The following is a 22473-nucleotide window of genomic DNA, read 5'->3' as shown; positions in this document are numbered from 1 at the left end:
GCTGCTCATCGCGCTGTCCGGCTCCGGGGCCCCGATGGATCTCGCCGCGCGCGCGGCCCGCTGCGCGCTCGCCTTGCGGGCAGCGCTCGGCGGCGTCCCCGTGTCGGTCGCCACGGGGCGTGGCAGAAATCGCCGGACGTCTGCCGGTCGGTGCCTTGATCGATCGCGCGGTGCAGCTCTTCTCGCAGCGCCCCGGCGCGCCCGGCTCGGGCATCCGGCTCGACGGCGCGACGGCGGGCCTGCTCGCGAGCCGCTTCGAGATCGCGCAGGGGCCCGATGGGTGCTGGCTGCGCGGGCCGAAGACGGAGCCGGACACAGCCCCCAGGCTGCTCGGGAGGCCGACGCCCTGCGTGGGGCGCGAGCGCGAGCTCTCGCAGCTCTCGACCGAGTGGCGCCACTGCGTGGACGAGCCCGCCGCGAGCGCCGTGGTGGTCATGGGCGCCCCGGGCCTCGGCAAGTCGCGCCTCGCGTGGGAGTTCCTCCGTGCGCTCAAGGACGGGGGCGACGCGGTCGAGGTCTGGATCGGCCGGGCCGACCCCATGGCCGCAGGCTCCGCCTTCGGCCTGCTCGCCCAGGCGCTCCGCCGCGCCATGGGCATCCTAGACGGCGAGCCGATCGAGGTGCGGCGGCGCAAGGTGCTCACCCGGGTCGGGCAGCTCGACGGGCTCGGGGGCAAGCGTCCGCACATCGCCGCGTTCCTCGGCGAGCTCGTGGGCGCGACGTTCCCCGGCGAGGGCGACGCGCAGCTCCAGGCGGCGCGGAAGAACCCGGCGCTGATGCGCGACCGCCTCCGCGAGGCGTTCGAGGACCTCGTCCGGGCCGAGTGCCAGCGGCGGCCGGTGCTCCTCGTGCTGGAGGACCTGCACTGGGGCGACCTGCCCACGGTGACCCTGGTCGACGCGGCGCTCCAGCACGCGAAGGATCTGCCTTTCTTCGTCCTGGCGCTCGCCCGCCCGGAGGTCCACGAGCTCTTTCCGGCGCTCTGGAGCGAGCGCAACGGGCTCCGGATCCGCCTCGCGCCGCTCTCGCGGCGCGCGAGCGAGCGGCTCGTGCGGCAGGTGCTCGGCGACGGTCTGGGCGCCGGACAGATCGAGGAGCTCCTTTCGCGCGCCGAGGGCAACGCGTTCGTGCTGGAGGAGCAGATCCGCGCGGTCGCCGAGGGCAGGAGCGACGGCATGCCCGAGACGGCACGAGCTGGAGCGCTGGACGGCCGTGGCGGCAGACGCCGAGGCCTCGGACGCCAGTCAAGACGCGAAGCTCGGCTGCCTCGCCGATGCCGCGGGCGTGTTGATGCTGAGAGGTCACTACGCCGCTGGTGCCACGCTCCTCGACATCGTGGAGCGCACCCCCGCGGAGGCACGAAATTTGGGGCTCGTCGCGAAGATTCAAGTGGCGCGCGCCTATCGCGCGATATGCGCGGGCGATCTCGGTGCCTGCGCGGGCAGCATGGAAGCCGCTATCCTCGCGTCCGAGCAAGCAGGCGATGGTCGCAATGCATGCAGCCACCGCGCCGGCCTCGGCGGCATCTACGCGGAGCTCGGCGAGCTCCAGCGGGCGGAGGGGATGCTGCGCGCGGCGCTGGGGGAGGCCGACCGGATGCACCTGCTCGAGCTGAAGCTCGGCGTGCAGGCAAACCTCGCTCACGTCCTCGCGTGTCGCGGCGATCTGGCCGACGCCCGGGCGCTCGCCGAGGAGGCTGTCACGTCGAGCCGGCAAGCGGGCCTCGTGCGCACGGAGCTCTTTGCCCGCTGCTACCTCGCCAACATCTACGTCGTGATGGGCGATCTCGAGGTCGCCGAGCGCGAGGCGCGCGCCGCGGTGGCGCTCTCGCCGGTCGCACCGACGCTGGGCGTACAGGCCTTCGCTGTCCTCGCGCGCGCGCTGCTGGGGCTCGGGCGCATCGACGAGGCGGTCAGGACTGCCGCCGAGGCGAACTCCATCCTTGCGTCGTTCGGCACCCTCGAAGAGGGCGAGTCGCTGGTCCGGCTGACATTCGCCGAGGCGCTCGCCGCGAGCGGCAGACACGAGGAGGCCGCCGCCGCGATCGCGGCGGCCAGGACAGCGCTGCTCGCGCGCGCGGACAAGCTCAGCGACCCGACCTGGCGCGAGCGCTTCCTGCGCGACGTGCCCGACAACGCCCGCACGCTCGAGCTCGCGCGGCGGTGGCTCGGCGGCTGATCCCGCGACGGGCGGCCGCGGCTCGCTCCGCGGCGCGCGCGGACACTTCCGGGCCCCCTCCGCTCAGGCGCGGATCACGACGACCTCGCGGCCGGCCGGGGTGAGCACCCGCTCGCGGCGCGTGCGCTCGGCGATGGGGGGCTGTCCGGAGCGCGGATCGAAGACGATGAGCCAGCCGCGATCCAGCGCGAGCCCGGCCAGGCAGTCGTCGAGCTGGGCGAGCCCCTCGGCGAGGGGATCGGGGCGGCCGTCGCACCAGACCTTGAGCTCCATCCAAACGAGCCTCGTGCCCAGCTCGCCGGCGCCCACCTCGACGCCTGCGGTCACTCCACGGTCGACCAGGGCGAGGGGAGGGCGCTCTCCCGGGCGCCCCCTCCCCTGGCCCCCCGGCGCCAGCCTTACTCCGTGGCCGCCGCCTCCCCCGCCCCGGCCGCCGCTGCCGCCCCCGCCGGTTCCACCTCGCAGCGCACCACCATGAGCTCGCCGTCCGCCAGCTCCGCCCGCTCCACGAGCTCGTGCCCGCCCGCGCGCACCGCCGCGAGCACGTCCCCGAGCGCCGGCCTGAGCCGCGAGAGCGTCGCCGCGTTCCCGGCCAGCGACAGGTGCGTCACCACGCGCCCCACGCTCGCGCCGAGCTCGCTCTTGCGCTTGTTGACCGCCGCCATCGCCGCCGCCGCCACGTCGAGCAGCCCGGGATCCGACGGCGCCGCAACCGCCGCGAAATCCGTCGCCCCCGGCCAGGGCGCCCGGTGGATCGACGGCTGCCCCGCCTCCTCCGCGTACACCCAGCGCCACACCTCCTCGGTGATGTACGGCAACACCGGCGCGAACAGCCGCAAGAGCACCGAGAGCCCGAGCCGGAGCGCCGCCACCGCCGAGCCGCGCGCCGCCTCGCCGGCGCCGCCCTCGCCCCGCGCCCGCGCCTTCGCGAGCTCCAGGTACGCGTCCGTGAACCAGCGCCAGAAGAAATCCTCCGTGCGCTCGAGCGCCGCCGCGAACTCCTGCTCGTCGAACGAGCGCGTCGCGTCCGCCACCACCGCCGACAGCTTGTGCGCGAACGCCCGGTCGAGCTCCTCCGAGATCGGGTATACCTCCGCCGACTGGCTCAGCACGTACTTGCTGGCGTTCCAGATCTTCGTCACCAGGCGCTTGCCGATCTTCAGCACCTTCTCGTCAAACGCCGTGTCCGTCCCGAGCCGCGCGCTCGCCGCCCAGTAGCGGACCGCATCCGACGAGTAGCTGTCGAGCAGGTGCATCGGCGTGACGACATTGCCCTTGCTCTTCGACATCTTCTTGCGATCCGGATCGAGGATCCACCCCGAGATCGCGATGTGACGCCACGGCACCGACGCCTCGTGCAGCATCGCCTTCGCGATCGTGTAGAACGCCCACGTCCGGATGATGTCGTGCCCCTGCGGCCGCAGATCGGCCGGGAACAGCCGCGCGTGCCGCTCCGGGTCGCGCCCCCAGCGCGAGCTGATCTGCGGCGTGAGCGAGCTCGTGAACCACGTGTCGAACACGTCCGACTCCGCCGTGAACCCGCCCGGCTGGTCGCGCTGCGACGGCTCGTACCCCGGCGGCACGTCGACCGTCGGATCGACCGGGAGCATCGATCGCGGCGCGACCAGGGGCCTACCGTGATCCGGCTTCCCCTCGGCGTCGAGCGGGTACCAGACCGGGAACTGCACGCCGAAGTACCGCTGGCGGCTGATGCACCAGTCGCCCTGCAGGCCCTCGGTCCAGTTGCGGTACCGGAGGCGCATGTAGTCCGGGTGCCACTGGATCCGGTCGCCGTACTCGAGCAGCTCCGCCTTCTTGTCGGCCAGCCGGACGAACCACTGCCGCGTCGGCACGAACTCGAGCGGCTGGTCGCCCTTCTCGAAGAACTTCACCGCGCGCTCGATCGGCTTCGGCTCCCCGCGGAGCGGCGCGCCGGAGCCGGGCGCCGCCGCCGACTCCTCGCGGCGGAGCAGCTCGACCACCGCCGCGCGCGCCTGCTTCACCCCCTTGCCCACGAGCGACGCGTACGCGGCGTTGGCCGCCGCCGGATCGCGGCTCTGCCAGTCGCCCTCCCCGAACGTCACCGGCAGGACACGGCCGTTCTTGCCGAGCATCTGCCGGAGCGGCAGCCTCTGCTCGCGCCACCAGACCACGTCCGTCGCGTCGCCGAAGGTGCAGACCATCAAGATGCCTGTCCCCTTCTCGCGATCGACCAGCGGGCTCGGGAAGATGGGCACCGGCGCGCGGAAGATGGGCGTGAGCGCCGTCTTGCCGAACAGGCGCTGATACCGCGGGTCCTCCGGGTGCGCCGTGACGCCGACGCAGGCGGCGAGCAGCTCGGGGCGCGTCGTGGCGATGACGAGCTCCTCGCCCGTCCCCTCCACCGCGAACGTGATGTCGTGGAACGCGCCGGCCTGCGGGCGATCCTCGACCTCGGCCTGGGCGACCGCGGTCTGAAAATCCACGTCCCACATCGTCGGCGCGAAGACCGAGTAGAGGTGGCCCTTCTCGTGCAGATCCAGGAACGAGAGCTGCGCCGTCCGGCGGCAGTGATCATCGATGGTCGAGTACTCGTGCCGCCAGTCGACCGACAGGCCCACCCGGCGGAAGAGCGCCTTGAACACCTGCTCGTCCTCGCGCGTGACCTTGTGACAGAGCTCGATGAAGTTCGGCCGCGACACGATGCGCGGCGGCTCCTTCTTCATCACCTCCGGCGAGGCCTGCGGGAGCGAGAGGCCGCGCTCGTACGGGGTGCGGACGTCCGTGCGCACATGATAGTAGTTCTGCACGCGCCGCTCGGTGGGCAGGCCGTTGTCGTCCCAGCCCATCGGGTAAAAGATGTTCTGCCCGCGCATCCGGCGCTGCCGGACGATGACGTCCGTGTGCGTGTAGCTGAACACGTGGCCGATGTGCAGCGAGCCCGAGGCGGTCGGCGGCGGCGTGTCGACCACGAAGGTCTCCTCGCGGGGGCGCGACGGGTCGTAACGGTAGGTCCCGTCGGCCTCCCAGGCATCGGCGAGGCGCAGCTCGGCGGCAGGCGCGTCGAAGTGCTTCGGGAGCGTCGCGGGATCGATGGTGCGGAACGTCTTCTTGGTCACGTGGTCACCTGGCGAGCAGACCCCGCAGGAACGCCGCGGGGGGCGCGCATCCTACGTCGTACCCCGGGCGCCGCTCAAGGCGCGGCGCCGGGATCGCGAGCGCCGCAGCGCGCTCGGGCGCGAGCGTTGCACCGGCGGCCCAGGCCGGCAACCGCACGGTGACCGCAGGGGCCGCCGGCTCGCCGGGGCGCTCGTCCCCGAGGGAGCCGGTGATCGGTCGACCCCGAGGGAGCCGGTGATCAGTCGAAGCGCTCGACGTGGACGTGCTTGCGGGGGACGCCGAGCTCGCCTCGGGCGAGCCCGCGGACCGTCGAGACCATGCGATCGAGGCCGCAGATGAAGAGGTGCGGGGCCGGATCGCCGCTCTCCTCGGCGAGCGCGCGGTAGAGCTCGGGCACGTGCGCTTGCACGTAACCGCGGCGGCCGGACCAGGAGGGCCCGCCGCGCGAGAGCGTGATCTCGTAGCGGAGCCGGCCCGAGCCGCGCGCGAGCGCCTCGAGCTCGTCGCGGTAGATGATGTCCGCCTCGAAGCGCGCGCCGAACAGGATCCACAGCGGCGGCGCGGAGAGGCCCGCGCGCAGCGCCGCGAGCAGCATGCTCCGGAGCGGCGTGATGCCGGTGCCGGTGGCGACGAGCAAGGCGGGCGCGGGGTCCCCGGGGTCGCGGGTGAAGAGCCCGTGCGGGCCGATCGCGCGGAGCGCCTCGCCGCGCTGGAGCTGGTGCAGGTACTCCGAGCCGACCCCGCCCTCGACGCGCGTGACGGCCAGATCGAAGCGCGGCGAACCGTCGGGGGGCGACGCGATCGAGTAGGCGCGCTTCACCTCGCCCCCGGGCAGCGGCAGGACCAGGTTCACCCACTGCCCGGGCTCGAACGAGAACGCCTTCGCGTCGGCGCGCTCGAACGAGAGCTCACGCACCGACGGGCTGAGAGGGCGCGCGGCGACCAGGCGGGCTTCGAACGGTTCGGCGTGGGTCATGGGCGTCTGACGCTGCTGCCGGCGCGCGACGGCGCGCGGCCGTGAGGTCATTACCGCACCCTTTGCCCCGACCCAACTGCCATCGGAGACGGGGTCGCTCGCCGCGCCCCGGGATGCGGGGGGGTATTTCCTCGTGATTTCAACCTGTTCGGTGCTCCAAAACGAGAGGGTCGTCCACCGGGAACCGGGGCGGCGACGCAGGACTGACCTCGAGCGGGACTCGACAGGAAGGCGAATCGGCGGCCCTCCTGGAGCGGAGACGAGGCGCCGACTTGCGAGGACAGCCGCGGCGACCGCGAAGGTCATGGGCCGCGCCGCCGCGTCACCTCACGCCTTCGGCTCGACCTCGAGATCGGGCAGCCCTTCCAGCTTCACCTCGCCCTCCGGGGCGGGGGGCGGGGCGCGCCCCTCCTCGCGGCGGGGAGCCAGGACCCGGAGGGCGCGCGGGAGGCACTCGACCACGAGCGGCGTGGTCCCGGCCTCCTCGCCGTCGATGAGCACGTGCTGGGGCGGATCGGTGGTGAGGCGGAACCTCCGGGCGGCGAGGAATCCGATGTTGTCGCGCTCGACCGGCTCGCCCTCCATCGCGGTCTTCAGCAGGTGCAGGCCGGCCGCGACCGCCTCGACCAGCGTCGTGGCCGACACGATGGTCAGATCGAGCCGACCGTCCTCGGGCGAGACGACGGAGGGCCCCTGCGCCAGCACCGTGCGCACGGGCGCCATGTTCGCGATCGTCACGGCGGTGGCCCGGCAGTGGATCCGCTGATCGTCCGTCTCGATCTCGACCCCGAACGGCGAGAGGCTCATCAGCTTCTTCAGCCCGGTGCCGACGTACGCGAGCACGCCCCAGCGCTGCTTCAGCTCCTGCGGCGTCTCGCCGACCGTGTCGGCGTGGAGCCCGACCGCGGAGAGCAGGACCATCGTCCGCCCGTTCGCGCGGGCGACGTCGATGGCCAGCGGCTCGCCGCGGGCGAGGACCTCCAGGGCCCCCTCCAGGGTGTCCGGGATGCCCAGCGTGTGCGCGATGGAGTTCGCCGTGCCGAGCGGCAGGACGCCGAGGCAGACGTCTGTCCCGACGAGCGCGGACGCGACGCTCGACACCGTCCCGTCGCCCCCTGCCGCGATCACCAGCGACGCGCCCTCGCGGCAGGCCGCCTCGGCGCACGCCGCGGCGCTGCGGCCCGGCGCCGTCTCGTAGATGCGCAGCGCGAATTCGCCCCCGAGCCGGGCGGGGAGCGACTCGACCCCATCGCCGGCATGACCCGCGGCGGGGTTGAGGACGAGCGCCGCTCTCCGTCCGGTCATCCTGCCATCCTAGGGCACGCGGCGCCGGGGCGCGAGCCGCGCTGGCCGCGGAGAGCGCCCCGGCGCCCGGGGGCGCGCGGCGCCGGCCTGGGCCGCGCGGCGCGCCCCGGCGGGCGAGGGCCCGCGCGCGGCGATCAGCGCGGCGCCTCCCACGGGTGATCCGGGTAGAACGCCCGCATCATCCGCGCGGTGTACGCGACGAGGTTCGCGGAGCCCTCGGCCCTCGTCCGCAGCGGCGAGTCGAAGAACGGCGTGAGGACCCCGGCGAGCATCGCGAAGGCGGTCGCGTCGACGCCCGCGGGGCGCTCGCCGAAGAGGCACGGCTTGTCCCCGAGGATCGTGGAGAGCGCGGCCAGCGAGCGCGCGCCGAGCTCGACGATCTCCTCGTCCGAGTGCCGCGTGACGCCGACGGCGCGGTACGACTCGCGCACGCGCGCGAGCAGCTCCTCGCGCAGCTTCGGGCGCAGCTCCTCGGGCGCGCCGTCGACGAAGTGCGCCGGCCCCTTGGCGAAGTTCTCCGGGATGAGCCAGCGCATGCGGCCCGAGATCGCGGCGAAGTGGTTCTCGAGCATGCGCTCGACGGCCCACGCCTCGGCGCGCTGGCGCGCGTCGAGGCCCGCGTCGAGATCCTTGCCGTGCTTCCTCTCGAGGTGCTCTCGGATGAAGTGCGAGTCGGCGATGCGGGCGCCGTCGTCGTCGATGTAGGGGAGCTGCCCTTTCGGCGACGCGTCGGGGCGCCCGCGCTCCTTTCTGTAGGGCAAGCCCAGCAGCTTGAGCTGGACCTCGGTCTTGGTGACGTAGGGGCTGGCCTCCGGCAGGCCGAACATGGGGCCGAAGCCGTGGAGCGTGATCATGGGCAATCTCCGGGTGCTCTCGAGTCCGCCGTGGACCTCGCCCGATGTAGCCCGGCCCTGCTGACAGCCTGGTGTCAGCAGCCTCGCGCGGCGCGGTGGTGGCCTCGCCTGGGGGGCTCACCTCCGGGGCTTGCGCTCCGGCGGGCCTATCGCGTGGCCCGCCTGCACTCCAGCCCCTCCGGTGAGCCCCCAGGCGAGGCCACCACCGCGCCGCGCCGATCGTCTCCCTCCAGGCCTCCGGGCCCCGCGGGCGGGCAGAACCCCTGGTCCCGCGGGCGGGCTCGGCGTATGGACAGGCCATCATGCATCGGGTGTTCATCGACGGACAGGAAGGAACCACGGGTCTCCAGATCCGGGAGCGGCTGCACGGTCGCCCCGACCTCCAGCTGCTCGAGATCGACCCGGAGCGACGCAAGGACCCGGCGGCCCGCCGCACGCTGATCAACGAGGCGGACGTGCTCATCACCTGCCTGCCCGACGACGCCGCGCGCGAGTCCATCGGCCTCATCGAGAACCCGAGGACGCGCGTCATCGACCCGAGCACGGCGCACCGGACCGCCGACGGCTGGGTGTACGGCTTCCCGGAGCTCCGCCCCGGGCAGCGCGACGCCCTCCGGGGCGCGCGGCGCGTCACGGTCCCGGGGTGTCACGCGACCGGGTTCCTCGCCCTCGTGGTCCCGCTCGTCGCAGAGGGCCTCCTGCCCAGGGACGCCCGCGTGGTCGCGCGCTCGCTCACCGGCTACAGCGGCGCCGGGCGCAAGATGATCCAGGCGTACGAGCAGGCCGACGCCGCCCGCCGCGAGCAGCTCCGCGGCTCGCGCCCGTACGCGCTCACCCTGCAGCACAAGCACCTTCCGGAGATGCGCGCCCTCGCGGGGCTCGACAGGGCGCCCCTCTTCGAGCCGGTCATCGGCAACTTCTACAAGGGCATGCTCGTCTCCGTGCCCCTGTTCGCCGACGCCCTGAGCCGGCCGGCGACGCCCGCGGCGCTGCACGAGCTCTATGCGTCCTTCTACGCCGGGGAGCGCTATATCCGGGTGATGCCGCTCGGCGGCCAGGACGCGCTGGACGGCGGGTACCTCAGCCCCCTCGAGTGCAACGACACGAACCGCCTCGATCTGTTCGTGTTCGGCAACGCGGAGCAGCTCCTGCTCGTGGCGCGCCTCGACAACCTCGGCAAGGGCGCCTCCGGCGCGGCGGTACAGAACCTGAACCTGATGCTGGGCGCGCCGGAGCACACCGGCCTCGACTGACCCCCCACGCCGCGCCGGGGCCCGGGGCCGTCGTGGACCGCGGTGGATGCGGCCCCGCCCCGCGGACGCCCCGGCGCCCGCTCCTCGTGCGACGCGCCGACCGCCTCTTTCAGATCCTCCAGATCCTGCGTCGCAGCCGGGCGCCGGTCACCGCGTCCGCGCTCGCGGAGGAGCTCGAGATCTCGACGCGCACGGTCTACCGCGACATCGCGGACCTCCTGGCCCAGCGCGTGCCGATCCGCGGCGAGGCCGGCACCGGCTACGTGCTGGAGCGCGGCTTCGACATGCCCCCCTTGATGCTCACGCCCGACGAGATCGAGGTCGCGGCCCTCGGCGCGCAGTGGGTCGCCCACCGCGGCGACGCCGCGCTGCGGAGGGCGGCGCGGGATCTCATCGCGAAGATCGCCGCGACCGTGCCCGAGCACCTCCGCCACTTCGTGCTCGAGCCGACGATGGGCGCCCCGCCCGCGCCGGACCAGGCGCCCGACGCGCTCGACATGGCCGCGGTGCGCGCCGCGATCCGCGCCGGTACGAAGATCGCGCTGCGCTACCGCGACGAGCGGGAGCGCGAGAGCGAGCGCGTCGTGTGGCCCGTCGCGGTGGGGTATTTCGAGTCGACGCGCATCCTCGCGGCGTGGTGCGAGCTCCGCCAGGACTTCCGCTACTTCCGGACCGACCGCGTGCTCGGCGCGACGTTCCTGAAGGAGCGCCACGGCGAGCGGTCGAGCGCCCTCCGCGCGCGCTGGCGCAAGACCGTGGCCCCAGGGCGGTGATCCGCGGGAGGACAGCCGCTGTCGCGGCGGCATGACAGCGGCCCCGCGGGCGCGCCGGTTCCGGGTTGACGCGGCACTCCTCAGGGGCACCATGGCGCTCATGGGCGACGATTCCGGGGCGGCCTGCACGCTCACGAGCTTCGATCAAGGCCGCGCTCTCCGGCTCCCGGCGCTCTGCGTGACGGTCACCCTCCCGGACCGGCGCACGCTCACCGCGCCGCTCGATCTGCGCCCCCTCGTCGTCGGGGCGGGCGCGGACTGCGATCTGGTCCTGTCCGATCCCCGCGCCTCGCGGAGGCACTGCGAGATCCGGATGACCGAGCGGGGGATCCTCCTCCGCGACCTGGGCAGCAAGAACGGCACGCTGGTCCGCGACGTCCGGATCGTCGAGGCCTTTCTCCCGCCCGGCGTCCCCGCCACGGTCGGCGGCTCCGAGATCGTCGTCGGCCCCGCGGGCTCCGCGGCGGTGCTGCCGCTCTCCGCGGCGAGCGCGTTCGGCGAGGCGGTGGGCCGGAGCCTGACCATGCGCGCCCTGTTCGCCAGGCTGGAGCGGGCGGCCCCGACCGACGAGACCCTGCTCCTGCTCGGCGAGTCCGGCACCGGCAAGGAGGTGCTCGCGCGGGCGATCCACGCCCGGAGCCCTCGCAGGGACGGGCCCTTCGTGATCGTGGACTGCGGCGCCGTGGCCCCGAATCTGGTCGAGAGCGAGCTCTTCGGCCACGCCCGGGGCGCGTTCACGGGCGCGGCGGCGGCGCGGCCGGGCCTGCTCGAGCAGGCGAACGGGGGCACGCTCTTCATCGACGAGCTCGGCGAGCTCCCGCTCGACCTGCAGCCGAAGCTGCTCCGCGCCATCGAGGGGCGGCAGATCCGGCGGCTCGGGTCGAACGAGTGGCTCCCCTTCGACGCGCGGATCGTGGCGGCCACGCACAGGAACCTGCGCGCGCGGGCGCAGGACGGGTCGTTCCGGGCCGATCTCTACTTCCGGCTCTCGGTGGTGGAGGTCCACGTCCCGGCGCTCCGGGAGCGGAAGGACGACATCCCGCTGCTCGTCGAGCGCTTCCTGGCCGGGCGCGATCCGCCCCGCGCGCTCGCGGACCTGCCGCCGGGCGCGCTCGCCTTGCTGGAGGCCCACGACTGGCCCGGGAACGTGCGCGAGCTCCGGAACACCGTGGCGCGCCTCGTCCTCTTCCCCGAGCTGCTCCACGAGATCGTCGGCGCCGCGCCGGGGGCGGGGGCGGAGCCGCGGGCGACCCCCGGTCCGGATCGCGAGGGCCAAGACCCGTCCGGCGCGGCGCCCTCGGGCGCACCGGAGGCGGGCCCCGGGGAGGCTCGCCTCCGGAGGCTCCTCGAGCTGCCGCTGCCGGAGGCGCGGGAGGCGGTGATGGAGGAGCTGGAGCGCGCTTACGTGACCGAGAAGCTCCGCCAGCACGGGGGCAACATCTCGCACGCGGCCGACGCGATGGGTGTCTCCCGCCAGCTCGTCCACCGGCTGATCCAGCGCTACGGCCTGCGCGCCCGGTGAGCGAGCCGGTGGACGGCTCAGCAAGGAGGAAGATGATCCGGCACCTCGGGAACAGCCTGACCGACAGTCCCGCGTGACGGCCGTCGCCCGCGCGGGACCGGGGCGCCGGGCAAAAGAAAATCGCCCGCAGGCCAGGGCCCGCGGGCGATCCTCATGAGTCGCGAGCCGGTCTACTTGAGACGGGCCAGCATCTCGACCTTCTCCGTGTCGAGCCCCTCCCACGTACCCCAGCCCGACTTGTCGGCGTCGGTGTACTTGTGGTTGTAGAGCCCGCCCGTGTCACCCGACTCGGGGTTGATGGACCAGTAGGTGAAGTCCGTCATCCCCTTGGCGATCAGGTAGTCCACGTAGATGTTCTGCCACTCCCAGTCGTAGCGCTTGCCGGCGGGCAGGTGCGACCAGAGCTCGGCCAGCGCCGGCTCCATCTCGTTCTTCGGCCAGTCCTTCACGCCGCCGAACTCGCCCGTGATCACGCAGAACTTCTCGTCGTGCAGGAACCCGAAGTGCTCGTCCCACTGCTTGCGCAGCGTCGCGACGGCCTCCGCGTTGCTCCGCTCCACGATCAGCCCGCACCCGGCCTTGGCGGCCTCCTCGTCCTCGAGCCCGACGCACTCGGGCTTGGACTGATCGACGTGCTGCTTCTGGACGAACACCGCAGGCCCGTAGGTGTGCGGCGAGAAGCAGAGCCGATTCCTGGGAATCTGGATCGGGTACTCCTTCTGCCCGTAGAAGTTCTCACCCCAGTTCGGGTTGAGGTTCTCATCGCCGTGGGGCTCCGGCTCCAGCGTCAGGCCGCTGGCGCCCTCGGGCTGGTGGCTGCCCGACACGCCCTGGACCACGGCGATCATGTCGTCGTTCTCCTCGGCGATGACGTCGTAGCACGCCTTGGCCATATCGGCCCACTTGCGCCAGCTATACTTCCACGGCTCGTTGAAGCAATCGATGCCGATGATGTTGTCGATATTGAGCTTCTTGGGCAGCTGCGCCATCTTGCGGATGTCCGCGAGCCACTTCTCCATGCTGTAGGCGTCCTCGCCCTGAGTGCAGTTGTAGTCGTCCGCCTTGTACTCGTAGTTCTCGCGGTTGCTGTCCACGTAGGGCGGGGAATCGTCGAGCCGGCCCGCGCGCCACCCGAGGTGGTTCGAGCAGGAGTGGATGCCCAGGATGACGTACAGGTTGTTCTGGTCGGCCTTCTTGAGGAAGTCCTCGAGCGCCTCGTAAGCGTTGGCGTACGGGTACACCTCCTCGTTGTTGTTCCTGATCCGGGGCGAGGTGGTGCTGTAGTTGCCGTCCGGGTGGTTGGCGACCAGGGTCTGCGGCGCGATGGGGAGCCGGATCGTGTTGAACTTGAGATTCGAGCTCGTGAGCTCCTTCATCGTGTCCTCGATGGTGCGCGGGGCGGAGCTCTCCGCCCACCACATCGATCCGATGAAGAGCTCCATGGCGCCGGGCCGCTCGAGATCGTCTTGTCCCTCGAGACCGAACCAGTTGCCGCCGCGAACCTGGAACGGCGTGCCGTTGTGCATCAACTTGCCCGTATTGCGGTCGACGCGGAAGATTCCGTCCGGGCTGCCATCCGTTTCCGGCGTGGGATCCCCATTGGGGTTGGTGGTGCCGCCGCCGGAGCCCGAGCCCGAGCCCGTGGTGGCGCCGCCGCCGACGCCCGAGCCCGTGGGGGAGCCGCCGCCGACGCCCGAGCCCGTGGGCGTGCCGCCGCCGACGCCCGAGCCCGTGGGCGTGCCAGCGCCGACGCCGCTGCTGGTCGGGGTGCCAGCGCCGACACCGCTGCTTCCCTCGGCGCCCGTCGAACCCGCGCCCCCAGCCCCCGAGCCGGAGCTCGAGTCGCCGCCGCAGCCGATGCTCAGCAGACCGGCGATGCACAAGGAAAACGGATAGATCAAGCTTCTTCGCATCATCATAGGTTCGCTCTTCTTGTTAAGCACGAGTTCAGCGCACGGCGCACGGCTTCGAGCGATCACGCCCGTGCTCGGCTGCAAGCAAGTCCAAGAACAACGCTTGTTGGCGCTCGAGAGTCAGCCCTGCGCAGAATCCGCAAACAGGCAACAACGACCGGTTGCCAGCCCGGCGTTATTCATTACCCGTTCTGAAACAGGGGGTCAAGGCGAGACGTGGCCCCTCGGGGCATGGGCGAATTACTGACATAGCGTTGCTTTTCTCCCAGAGCGGATCGCATCGGGCGCTGTTGTACATCCGGGGCGTGCTGCGTGGCGGTGCGATGAGGCCGCCGGGCGCGGCTCGACCTTCGGGGCGCGCCGGGACTTCCAGGCCGTGAGCGCGCGCCGTGCTCCCCGGCCCGATGGGACTGGCCACGATCGCTGCCCGGTTTGACGCGGCGCACGCGCGTTGCCCGGCGATGACGCGAGCGCCCTGCAGGCGCTCACACGGGCCACCTCACGACGCCTTGCGGCATGCCTCGCGCCCCCCGCTGAAGCACCGCTTCCACCGCTTTCCACGATGGATTCTCCCCTTGGGATTTTTCATGTTGCCAGAAGCTGCTGAATCCGCTCGGCGACGCACGCAGTCGCCGAGGGCGCCGGCGCGAGCCGCACGCCCCGTCCTTGCCGCTCCGCCTCCGGTCGCGCGGTCGCGCTGCCGCGAGATTCGCGGTTGACGCGCCCCGGCCCGCTCCTAGCATGGGTCGCCATGCGGCGATCTGGCTGGCTGGCGCATCCTCCGAGGCGTTCACCCCCCCGCGCGGGCCGGCGTCGCGGCGCGCGGCCCTCGGCCCCCCAGGGGCCGGCGCGGGCCCGATGAGGCTGCCGCGCCGCGAGCAGCGACTCCGGCTCGCGGTCGTGCTGTGGGGCGTCCTCGGCGTCGCGCTCGTCCTGGTCGAGGCCGTGTACCGCCTCGCGGCAACGGCCGCGCGCTCCCTGACAACCCACACGCTCACGACTGGCCAGCTCACCTTGCTCGCGGTCTGGACCGTCGTGATCGCCTATGTCGAGGGGTATCGCGGGTTTCAGCAGCGCTTCTCACCGCGGGTCGTGGCGCGCGCGCTCTACCTCGCGGAGCACCGGCGGCCGCTCCACGTCGCGCTGGGGCCGCTCTTCTGCATGGCGCTCTTCCACACAACGCGTCGCCGGCTGATCGCGACCTGGGCGCTCACCCTCGGCATCGTGGCGCTCATCCTGCTCGTGCGGCAGATGCCCCCGCCCTACCGCGCGATCGTCGACGCCGGCGTCGCCCTGGCGCTCGCCTGGGGGACGATATCCATCCTCGTGTTCCTCGCGCAGGCGCTCGCGGGCCGCCCGCCCGGCGTGGCCCCGGAGGTGCCGGGCGAAGCGCCCCGCCTCGCTGGTCCTGCGGACGAGATCGCCCATCGGGCAGCCGGGGCAGGCAGCGCCTGCGATCCGTGATCCCGGAGCGCGGGCGAGCGGGCCCGTCGACGCGATCGCACGTCGCGGGCGCCGTTGCGCGCCGCGCGCATCCGATCGACCCTCTCCGCGTGCGCACCGTGCTCGTGGCCCTGCTCCCGCTGCTCGCAGCCTGCGCGCGCCCGGACGCCGCGCCGGCCGACGACGATGCCGGCAGCCATCCCCCCTCGACGGGAGACGTCGCCGCGCCCCCCGGCGAGCGCAGCGCCCACCTCCCGCCCGCCGGGGCGCCGGCCGTGGGCTCCGCCGAGCCGGAGGCGCTCGCGGAGCTCCTGGCCGCCGCGCGGGGAGCGGCGCCGGCGCCAGGCGACGGCGCGACCGCGGCGAAGATCGGCACGAGCACCGGCGTGCCGGCGCCCTCCGCGAGCCAGGGCCCGCCCGAGGCGACGCACGAGCCGGCCCCGCGGCCGCGCGTCGAGGTCGGCGCGCCGCTGTCGCAGCGCGACATGTCGAGCCCGGCCATCGAGAAGGCGGCGCGGGCGCAGCTCTACTGGAGCCTCGTGCAGCGCTGTCGCGGCCCCGACGGGGAGATGCTGCCGCCCGACGCGATCCGGGTGGAGTTCAACGTCGACGCCGAGGGGTACATCGTGGTGCCGACCCTCATCGGGAGCGCGGCCGATCCCCGCCACGACGAGGCAGCCACGTGCATGCGGCGAGAGCTGTCCGGGTCGGCCTTCCGCGCGCCGCCCGGCGCTCGAGGGCTGCCGACCCGGGTGAGCGCGACCGTCCCGTCGGTGGATTGACCCGGGAGAGGCCGGCGGACACGCCGCAAGGCCGGCGGACACGCCGCAGGGCCGGCGCCGGCGCCGACAGGGGCGAGGGCCGCCGCGAGGGCGCTACGCGGGCGCGCGGTACCTCGCCACGACCAGCGTGATGTCGTCGTCCGGGCTCGAGCACCAGCCCTCGATCTCGCCCAGGATCCGGTCGCGGATCACGTCGACGGGCGCGGCCTGCGCGGCCTCGATCGCGGCGCAGAGGCGCGCCGGCCCGAACGGCTCGCCGTGGGCGTCGCGCGCCTCGATCACGCCGCCGCTGTAGAGCACGAGGACGTCCCCGTCCTCCAGGACGAGCTCGTCGTCTCGCGTCAGCGCGTCGATGGCGGGCTGCGCGCCGATGAGGCCGCCCGCGCCCGGGATGCGCGCGCAGCGCCCGGTGCGCGCGGAGCAGACGAGGAGCCCCTCGTGCGCGCCGGCGAACGTCACCCGGCCGCCGCGCTCGTAGCGCAGGAGGAGGAGCGTCGCGTGCTCGTCCCGCTCCATGCGGGTGCGGACGTTCTTGTACACCGCGGCGTTCAGCGCGATGAGGATCCCGCGCGGGCTCTCGGCGAGCCCGCTGCGCGCCATCACCGAGACCATGCTCTGGATCATCAGCAGGATGAGCCCCGCCGCGAGCCCGCGCCCCGCGACGCCGCCGATCCCGAGCCAGCCGCCGCCGGGCGTCGCGATGACGTCGTAGTAGTCGCCGCCGACCTCGGCCGCGGGCTTCATGATCGCGCTGAGCTCGAGCCCCTCGACGTCGAGCCGCTCCGGCACGAGCGACGTCTGGATGCGCGCCGCGACGCGGCTCTCCTCGCGGACCTTCTCCTGCTCCAGCCGCTCGCGCAGCTCCACCTGCCGCACGACCTCCCGGTGCAGCGCCGCGCCCTGCATCGCGGCGCCGAGCTGGAGGCGCAAGGCGTCGTAGATCATCTCGTTCGCCCGGCTGTCCAGCACCGCGACGCCGAACTTCTCGACCTCGCCGGAGGCGACCGGGAACGCGATCGCGCTCCAGCGCCCCGCGCCGCTCAAGAACCCCGGGGGCGCGAGGTGGCGCGCCGGGAAGCGCGCGGGCGGCGGCTCCACCTCGCGGCCCTCCTCCATCAGGAAGAACGACCTCATCATGGTGCGCTGCGGGTTGTCGAAGAGCGACACGGCGACGCGCGAGAACTGCATCCTCGGCAGCTCCTCCGCGAGCATCGACCGGAGCACGGGCAGGCTCAGGCACGTCGAGAAGCCCCTCGATCCGTAGCTGAGCTCGACCGAGGCGAGCTCCACCCTGAGCCGCTGCTCCCCCTCGGTGTGCACGGACGCGCTCCCGACGAGGATCCGGGCCGCGTGCCAGATCGGCTCCAGGGCCTCGTTCACGGCGGCGTCGCCCTCGCGCTCGATCGGCCTGTAGAGCGCCGCGCGCAGGAGCGAGATGACGGCCTGGAACTGCTCGAGGAGCACCCCCTCGCGGCGCGCGACGTCGAGGAGCGCCTCGAGCGCGCGCAGGAAGCGGCCCGCCTCGCCCGCGAGCTCCGCCTCGAGCGCCGAGAGCAGCGCGCCCGCCCAGCCCTCGAGCGAGCCCGCCGGGACCGTGACGGCCCGCTTGAGCGAGAGCTCCAGGGCCGCCCGCGCGCCCGCGGACGAGCGCGGCCCGCGCGGCTCGGCGAGGTCCGAGGGCCAGCGCGACGCGCGCCCCTCATGCCCGCAGCCGCACGACTCGCGGCGCGTGAGATCGACCTCCACGAGCCGGAGCTCCGGGGCCGCCTCGCCCGCGACCATCCGCACGACCGTCTCCAGGGCGAGCTCCCCGAGCCGCTTGGTCGGCTGGCGGACCGTGGTCAGCGACGGCTTCGCGAAGCGCGCGACGCCGACGTCGTCGAAGCCGCACACGAGGACGTCCTCCGGGACGCGGAGCCCCTGCGCCTTGAGCTGCTCGATCGCCCCGAGCGCCATCCTGTCGTTGGCGGCGGCGACCGCGTCGAGCTCGACCCCGCGCGAGAGGATCTCGCTCATGGCGCGGCGCCCGCTGTCGATCGAGAACTCGCCGAACGCGAAGAGGCGCTCGTCGAGCGGGATCGACCGCGTCGAGAGCGCCTCCCTGTGGGCCCGGGCGCGGAGCTGCGCCTCCTCGTTGTTGGCCGGCCCGCTGATGTACGCGATCCGCCGGCGCCCGTGGTCGTCGGCCATGTGCGCGACCGAGAGCTCGCTGCCGAGGGCGTTGTCGATCATGAGGCTCGGGACGCCCTCGACCGCCATGCCGATGCTGCAGACGGGCAGCGGCGCGTAAGACCGGCAGAACGCGCGCGTGGCCTCGATGCCGACGTGGTGGCAGAGCGTCGACGACGCGATGATGATGCCGTCGACCATCTCCGCGCCGATGAGGCGGTAGAGATCGTTCCAGGCGGCGCCCTCCTTCCCGCCGGGGGCGAGGAGCTCCCCGAACGCGAACGCGATCAGGAGGTTGACGTCCTGCGCCTGGGCCGCGCGCTCGACGCCGGCGCGCACCTCCGACTGGTAGTCGCCCACCACGTTGTTCATCAGGAGGGCGATCGTCGGGCGCACCCTCCCGGAGCTGTCCGCGACCCCTCGCGCCCCCCTCGCGCGGCTCATCGATCCCGGCCCACGCTCGTTCCGGCGCGGCCGCCCGCCGCTCGCCTGGACCCGGCGCCATGGGGAGGCAGGGAGTGGCGACCAGCGCTGGCCCTCATGACGTGATCGCCATACCAGCGCGCGCGGCCCCGGGCCAGCCCCAACTCCCGTGCTCGCGGCCGCTCCCCCGGCGCTCCCCCCGTCATATGGCCTGTCGCGCTCGGGTCAGACGTCCTCGATCGAGACCAGCTCCGGCGACATCCGCTCGAGCGCCGTCAGGCTCCGGCGCTGCCACCCGAGCCTCGCGTCCGTGATGAACCGGATCTTGCTCTTGACGCCCTGGCTGGCGAGGCCGCCGATGAAGCTGACGAACGCCTTGAGGCAGCTCGAGTTCAAGAAGTAAAGGGCCTTCACGTCGAGCTCGATGGCGCGGAGGGAGCGGCCGATCACCTCTCCCTGGAGCGTCTTGAGGTAGGCGCCGAGCGGCCCGGCCGCCGCCATGTCGCCCGTCCCGGTGAGCTTGACGACGAGCCGATCGTCCCTCAGGGCCGCCTCGATGCCGAAGCTGTCGGTGACGACAGGCTCAACCTTGAAGCTGCTCATCCGCCCTCCACCTCTCGACCGGCGCGTGCGCGATGATCGTCAGATGATTGCCCTCGATCATGTAGTCCATGTCGAGCCCGCCCTCGGCGCGCACCCGCGCGAGGCCCAGCCCCGATACCCCTTCTATCATCGCCGTCTCGCTGATGAGCTCGTCGTAGTGTTTCACCGGATCACTCGCCGTCTTCAGCTCCCAGAGCCGCCTCTCCACCTCGCGCAGCCGCTCGGGCGACGCCTCGTTGCGCGCGCAGATCTTCATGACGCACGCGCGCTCGTCCGCCTCTTCCAGCGCGAGCTCCAGACTGACGCGCGGGCCGCTGGAGTACTTGATGATGTTCTCCGCGAGCTCGTGCGCCGCCATGTAGAAGCGCGAGCTCACATTCGCGTCGTCCAGCACCATGCTGCAGAAGCTGGACACGAGCCGCAGCACGGAGTTGGCCATCCGCTCGCTCGGAAAGAAGGTGATGCACAGGAACAGTGAGCCGCTCTGCCCGCTCTGGCACGGTTGGGACGCTGGCACGATGGGGAGAGGTTACGTCTTTCTTGAACCGGATCCAATCCCTTCGCGTGCGGGACATACGTGGCGTTCATGTAGGCGCGCGAGACGCATCGAGCTCCCAGAGCGCATGTTCACCCTTCCACCCCCGCTCGCTTGCCGCGCCGCGGCGCGCCGCGCGGAGGCGGCCTCGGCCGCTACCGGGGCGCGTGATACCTCGCCACCACGACGGTGATGTCGTCGTCCGGGCTCGGGCACCAGCCCTCGACCTCACCCAGTATCCGGCGCAGGATCGCGTCGACCGGCGCGGCCTGGACAGCCTCGATCGTGGCGCAGAGCCGCTCCAGGCCGAACTGCTCCCGATGCGCGTTGCGCGCCTCGGTCACGCCGTCGCTGTAAAGCACGAGGACGTCTCCGTCCTCCAGGACGAACTCGGCGTCTCGCGTCATCGCGTCAATGGCGGGCAGCGCGCCGATGAACACACCCGTGCTCTGGATGCACACACAGCGCCGGGTGCGCGCTGAACAGACGATGATGTCATCGTGAGCGCCCGCGAAGGTCACTCGCCCGTCACGCTCGTAGCGCAGGAGGAGGAGCGTCGCGTGCTCGTCCCGCCGCAGGCGGCTGCGGACATTCTCGTACATCGCCGCGTTCACCGCGCAGAGGATCCCGGCGGGGCTGGCCTCCGGCTCGCTGCGCGCGAGGGCCGAGACCATGCTCTGGATCATCAGCATGAGAATGCCCGCCGCGAGGCCGTGCCCGGCGACATCGCCGATCCCGAGCCACCCGCCCCCGCGCGTCGCGAGCACGTCGTAGTAGTCGCCGCCGACGTCGGCGGCGGGCTTCATGGCGGCGCAGAGCTCGAGTCCGTCGATCTCGAGCTGCGCCGGGACCAGCGTGGTCTGGATGCGCGCCGCGACCGCGCTCTCCTGGCGGACCTTCTCCTGCTCCAGCCGCTCGCGCAGCTCCACCTGCCGCACGACCTCCCAGTGCAGCGCGGCGGCCTTGATCGCCGAGCCGAGCTGGAGGCGCAGCGCGTCGTAGTTCATCTCGTTCGCCCCACCGTCGAGCACCGCGACGCCGAACTTCTCCGCGTCGCCGAAGGCGACCGGGAGCGCGATCGCGCTCCTGCGCTCGGGGCCCCACAGGAACCCTCCGGGCGCGAGGAGGCGGGCCGGGAAGCTCGCGGGCGGCGGCTCCACCTCGCGGCCGTCCGCCATCAGGAACAGCGGCTTCATCGTGGTGCGCTGCGCGTCGTCGTAGAGCGACACGGCGACGCGCGAGAAGCGCATCCTCGGCAGCTCCTCGGCCAGCATCGACCGGAGCACCGGAAGGCTCAGGCACGTCGAGAAGCTCCGCGCGCTCCAGCTCAGGTAGAGCGAGGCGAGCTCCACGTCGAGCCGCCGCTGCCCCTCGGCGCGCACGGACGCGCTCCCGATGACGATGCGGGACGCGTGCCAGAGCCGCTCGAGCGCGCCCGCGGCGCTCCCGTCCCGGAGGTCCCCGGGGCGCGGCCGGAAGCGGTCGCGCAGCAGCGTGATCGCGCCCTGGAAGTGCTCCAGCACCGCGCCCTCGCGGTCGGCGGCGTCGAGCAGCGCCTCGAGCGCGCGCAGGAAGCGGCCCTCGTTGCCCGCGAGCTCCTCGTCGAGCGCCGAGAGCAGCGCGCCGGGCCAGCCTTCGAGCGAGCCGGCCGGCATCGGGACGCTCTTCTCGAGCAGGCGCGCGAGCGCCCCGCGCGCGTCCTCGAGCGAGGCCGCCTCGCGGCGCGCCGCCGCGCTCGGCGGCGCGCTCGCGGCCTCCACCTGGTCGCCGCAGCCGCAGGACTCGCGCCGCGTGAGCTCGACCGGGAAGTCGCTGCGCTCCGGGACGGCCTCGCCGTCGAGCATGCGCACGATGGTGTCGACGGCGCGCGCGCCGAGCCGCTTGATAGGCTGGTGGATGGTGGTCAGCGACGGCTTCGTGAACCGCGCGATCGCGGCGTCGTCGAAGCCGGCCACGAGGACGTCCCTCGGGACGCGGAGGCCGCGGGCCTCGAGCGCCTCGATCGCCCCGAGGGCCATGTTGTCGCTGGCGGCGATCACGGCGTCGAACTCGACGCCGCGGTCCAGGATCTCGCGCATGGCGGCGCGGCCGGAGTCGAGCGAGAACCCGCCGAAGGCGAAGAGGCGGCCGTCGAGGGGGATGGCCCGCGCCGCGAGCGCCCGCCGGTACGTGGCGGCGCGCACCGCCGCCTCCTCGTTGTCCGCCGGGCCGCCGATGTACGCGATCCGCCGGCGCCCGTGCTCATCGACCATGTGCGCGACGGAGAGCTCGATCCCGAGGGCGTTGTCGACGACGAGGCTCGGGATGCCGTCGATCGCCATCCCGATGCTGCAGACGGGCAGCGGCGCGTACGACCTGCAGAACCGCTGCATGCCCTCGACGCCGACGTGGTGGCAGAGGGTCGCCGAGGCGACGATGATGCCGTCGACCGTCTCCCTGCCGATGAGCTGGTAGATGCTGTTCTGGGCGGCGCCGGTCGCCCCGGGGCGGGCGAGCGTCTCTCCGAAGGCGAAGAGGAGGTTGACGTCGTGCGCCCTCGCGGCGCGCTCGACCCCGAAGTGCACCTCGGACTGGTACTCGCCGCGGACGTAGTCCATCAGGAGGGCGATCGTCCTGCGCTTCTTCGTCACGGCGCGCGGCCCTGG

Annotated in this window: 16 protein-coding genes and 1 pseudogene; 7 read left to right on the top strand and 10 right to left on the bottom strand. The window is 73.0% G+C overall.

The features are described from left to right. Positions 1-119: 119 nt before the first annotated feature. Both WMF31_RS12805 and WMF31_RS12800 read left to right on the top strand, forming a co-directional pair. Positions 120-878 (top strand): annotated as a pseudogene (locus WMF31_RS12805) (AAA family ATPase); the annotation flags it as partial. A 568-nt stretch (positions 879-1446) separates the two neighbouring features. Next, on the top strand, positions 1447-2178 hold the full coding sequence (locus WMF31_RS12800) for a tetratricopeptide repeat protein (RefSeq protein WP_436602208.1): 732 nt from the start codon (positions 1447-1449) through the stop codon (positions 2176-2178). A gap of 63 nt (positions 2179-2241) precedes the next feature. Here WMF31_RS12800 and WMF31_RS12795 read toward each other — a convergent pair whose 3' ends face one another. The 5 genes from WMF31_RS12795 to WMF31_RS12775 all read right to left on the bottom strand — a co-directional run bounded on the left by WMF31_RS12795 (position 2242) and on the right by WMF31_RS12775 (position 8412). Further along, the gene (locus tag WMF31_RS12795; RefSeq protein WP_436602207.1) at positions 2242-2451 is read right to left on the bottom strand and encodes a hypothetical protein; all 210 of its coding nucleotides are present in this window, start codon (positions 2449-2451) and stop codon (positions 2242-2244) included. A 125-nt stretch (positions 2452-2576) separates the two neighbouring features. Further along, positions 2577-5276 (bottom strand): valine--tRNA ligase, encoded by a 2700-nt coding sequence (gene valS, locus WMF31_RS12790; protein ID WP_436602206.1) that lies wholly within the window; start codon positions 5274-5276, stop codon positions 2577-2579. Positions 5277-5515: 239 nt separating this feature from the next. Continuing rightward, entirely contained in the window at positions 5516-6253 is a 738-nt protein-coding gene (locus WMF31_RS12785; protein WP_436602205.1) for a ferredoxin--NADP reductase, read from the bottom strand. A gap of 327 nt (positions 6254-6580) precedes the next feature. Then, a complete protein-coding gene (locus tag WMF31_RS12780; RefSeq protein WP_436602204.1) occupies positions 6581-7558 on the bottom strand; it encodes a YegS/Rv2252/BmrU family lipid kinase in 978 nt (325 codons plus the stop codon). A gap of 134 nt (positions 7559-7692) precedes the next feature. Continuing rightward, complete coding sequence (locus tag WMF31_RS12775; protein WP_436602203.1) at positions 7693-8412, bottom strand: glutathione S-transferase family protein; 720 nt, start codon at positions 8410-8412, stop codon at positions 7693-7695. A 299-nt stretch (positions 8413-8711) separates the two neighbouring features. Here WMF31_RS12775 and argC point away from each other — a divergent pair, with 299 nt between their 5' ends. The 3 genes from argC (at position 8712) to WMF31_RS12760 (ending at position 11960) form a co-directional block, all read left to right on the top strand. Continuing rightward, on the top strand, positions 8712-9665 hold the full coding sequence (gene argC / locus WMF31_RS12770; RefSeq protein ID WP_436606547.1) for an N-acetyl-gamma-glutamyl-phosphate reductase: 954 nt from the start codon (positions 8712-8714) through the stop codon (positions 9663-9665). Positions 9666-9751: 86 nt separating this feature from the next. Beyond that, a complete protein-coding gene (locus WMF31_RS12765) occupies positions 9752-10438 on the top strand; it encodes a helix-turn-helix transcriptional regulator (protein WP_436602202.1) in 687 nt (228 codons plus the stop codon). Positions 10439-10538: 100 nt separating this feature from the next. Continuing rightward, positions 10539-11960: a sigma 54-interacting transcriptional regulator gene (locus WMF31_RS12760; protein WP_436602201.1), complete on the top strand. Its 1422-nt coding sequence runs from the start codon at positions 10539-10541 to the stop codon at positions 11958-11960. Between the two features lie 170 nt (positions 11961-12130). Here WMF31_RS12760 and WMF31_RS12755 read toward each other — a convergent pair whose 3' ends face one another. After that, positions 12131-13879, bottom strand: a complete 1749-nt coding sequence (locus tag WMF31_RS12755) for a glycoside hydrolase family 5 protein (RefSeq protein WP_436602200.1) — start codon at positions 13877-13879, stop codon at positions 12131-12133. 852 nt (positions 13880-14731) lie between these two features. On the opposite strand from WMF31_RS12755, the gene WMF31_RS12750 reads away from it, so the two are divergent. Continuing rightward, complete coding sequence (locus tag WMF31_RS12750) at positions 14732-15337, top strand: hypothetical protein (RefSeq protein WP_436602199.1); 606 nt, start codon at positions 14732-14734, stop codon at positions 15335-15337. 89 nt (positions 15338-15426) lie between these two features. Then, positions 15427-16098, top strand: coding sequence for a hypothetical protein (locus WMF31_RS12745; protein WP_436602198.1), 672 nt, complete (start codon positions 15427-15429; stop codon positions 16096-16098). 93 nt (positions 16099-16191) lie between these two features. On the opposite strand, the gene WMF31_RS12740 is transcribed toward WMF31_RS12745, so the two are convergent. The 4 genes from WMF31_RS12740 to WMF31_RS12725 form a co-directional block, all read right to left on the bottom strand. Next, complete coding sequence (locus WMF31_RS12740; RefSeq protein WP_436602197.1) at positions 16192-18711, bottom strand: substrate-binding domain-containing protein; 2520 nt, start codon at positions 18709-18711, stop codon at positions 16192-16194. Between the two features lie 204 nt (positions 18712-18915). Continuing rightward, entirely contained in the window at positions 18916-19293 is a 378-nt protein-coding gene (locus WMF31_RS12735) for a hypothetical protein (RefSeq protein ID WP_129350253.1), read from the bottom strand. Further along, positions 19274-19732: a hypothetical protein gene (locus WMF31_RS12730; RefSeq protein WP_436606546.1), complete on the bottom strand. Its 459-nt coding sequence runs from the start codon at positions 19730-19732 to the stop codon at positions 19274-19276. Before WMF31_RS12730 ends, WMF31_RS12735 begins: the two co-directional genes overlap by 20 nt. A gap of 251 nt (positions 19733-19983) precedes the next feature. Further along, complete coding sequence (locus tag WMF31_RS12725; protein WP_436602196.1) at positions 19984-22458, bottom strand: SpoIIE family protein phosphatase; 2475 nt, start codon at positions 22456-22458, stop codon at positions 19984-19986. Between the last annotated feature and the right edge of the window lie 15 nt (positions 22459-22473).

This window comes from Sorangium sp. So ce1036 (assembly GCF_051369805.1).
Classification (GTDB): domain Bacteria; phylum Myxococcota_A; class Polyangia; order Polyangiales; family Polyangiaceae; genus Sorangium; species Sorangium cellulosum_F.
This window is presented reverse-complemented; position numbering and strand designations above follow the sequence as displayed.

Bases quoted from the DNA above. Each gene is read 5' to 3' on its own strand.
- WMF31_RS12800 (WP_436602208.1), top strand. From the start codon at position 1,447: ATGGAAGCCGCTATCCTCGCGTCCGAGCAAGCAGGCGATGGTCGCAAT.
- WMF31_RS12795 (WP_436602207.1), bottom strand. From the start codon at position 2,451: ATGGAGCTCAAGGTCTGGTGCGACGGCCGCCCCGATCCCCTCGCCGAG.
- WMF31_RS12785 (WP_436602205.1), bottom strand. From the start codon at position 6,253: ATGACCCACGCCGAACCGTTCGAAGCCCGCCTGGTCGCCGCGCGCCCT.
- WMF31_RS12780 (WP_436602204.1), bottom strand. From the start codon at position 7,558: ATGACCGGACGGAGAGCGGCGCTCGTCCTCAACCCCGCCGCGGGTCAT.
- WMF31_RS12775 (WP_436602203.1), bottom strand. From the start codon at position 8,412: ATGATCACGCTCCACGGCTTCGGCCCCATGTTCGGCCTGCCGGAGGCC.
- WMF31_RS12760 (WP_436602201.1), top strand. From the start codon at position 10,539: ATGGGCGACGATTCCGGGGCGGCCTGCACGCTCACGAGCTTCGATCAA.
- WMF31_RS12755 (WP_436602200.1), bottom strand. From the start codon at position 13,879: ATGATGATGCGAAGAAGCTTGATCTATCCGTTTTCCTTGTGCATCGCC.
- WMF31_RS12750 (WP_436602199.1), top strand. From the start codon at position 14,732: ATGAGGCTGCCGCGCCGCGAGCAGCGACTCCGGCTCGCGGTCGTGCTG.
- WMF31_RS12740 (WP_436602197.1), bottom strand. From the start codon at position 18,711: ATGAGCCGCGCGAGGGGGGCGCGAGGGGTCGCGGACAGCTCCGGGAGG.
- WMF31_RS12735 (WP_129350253.1), bottom strand. From the start codon at position 19,293: ATGAGCAGCTTCAAGGTTGAGCCTGTCGTCACCGACAGCTTCGGCATC.
- WMF31_RS12730 (WP_436606546.1), bottom strand. From the start codon at position 19,732: ATGGCCAACTCCGTGCTGCGGCTCGTGTCCAGCTTCTGCAGCATGGTG.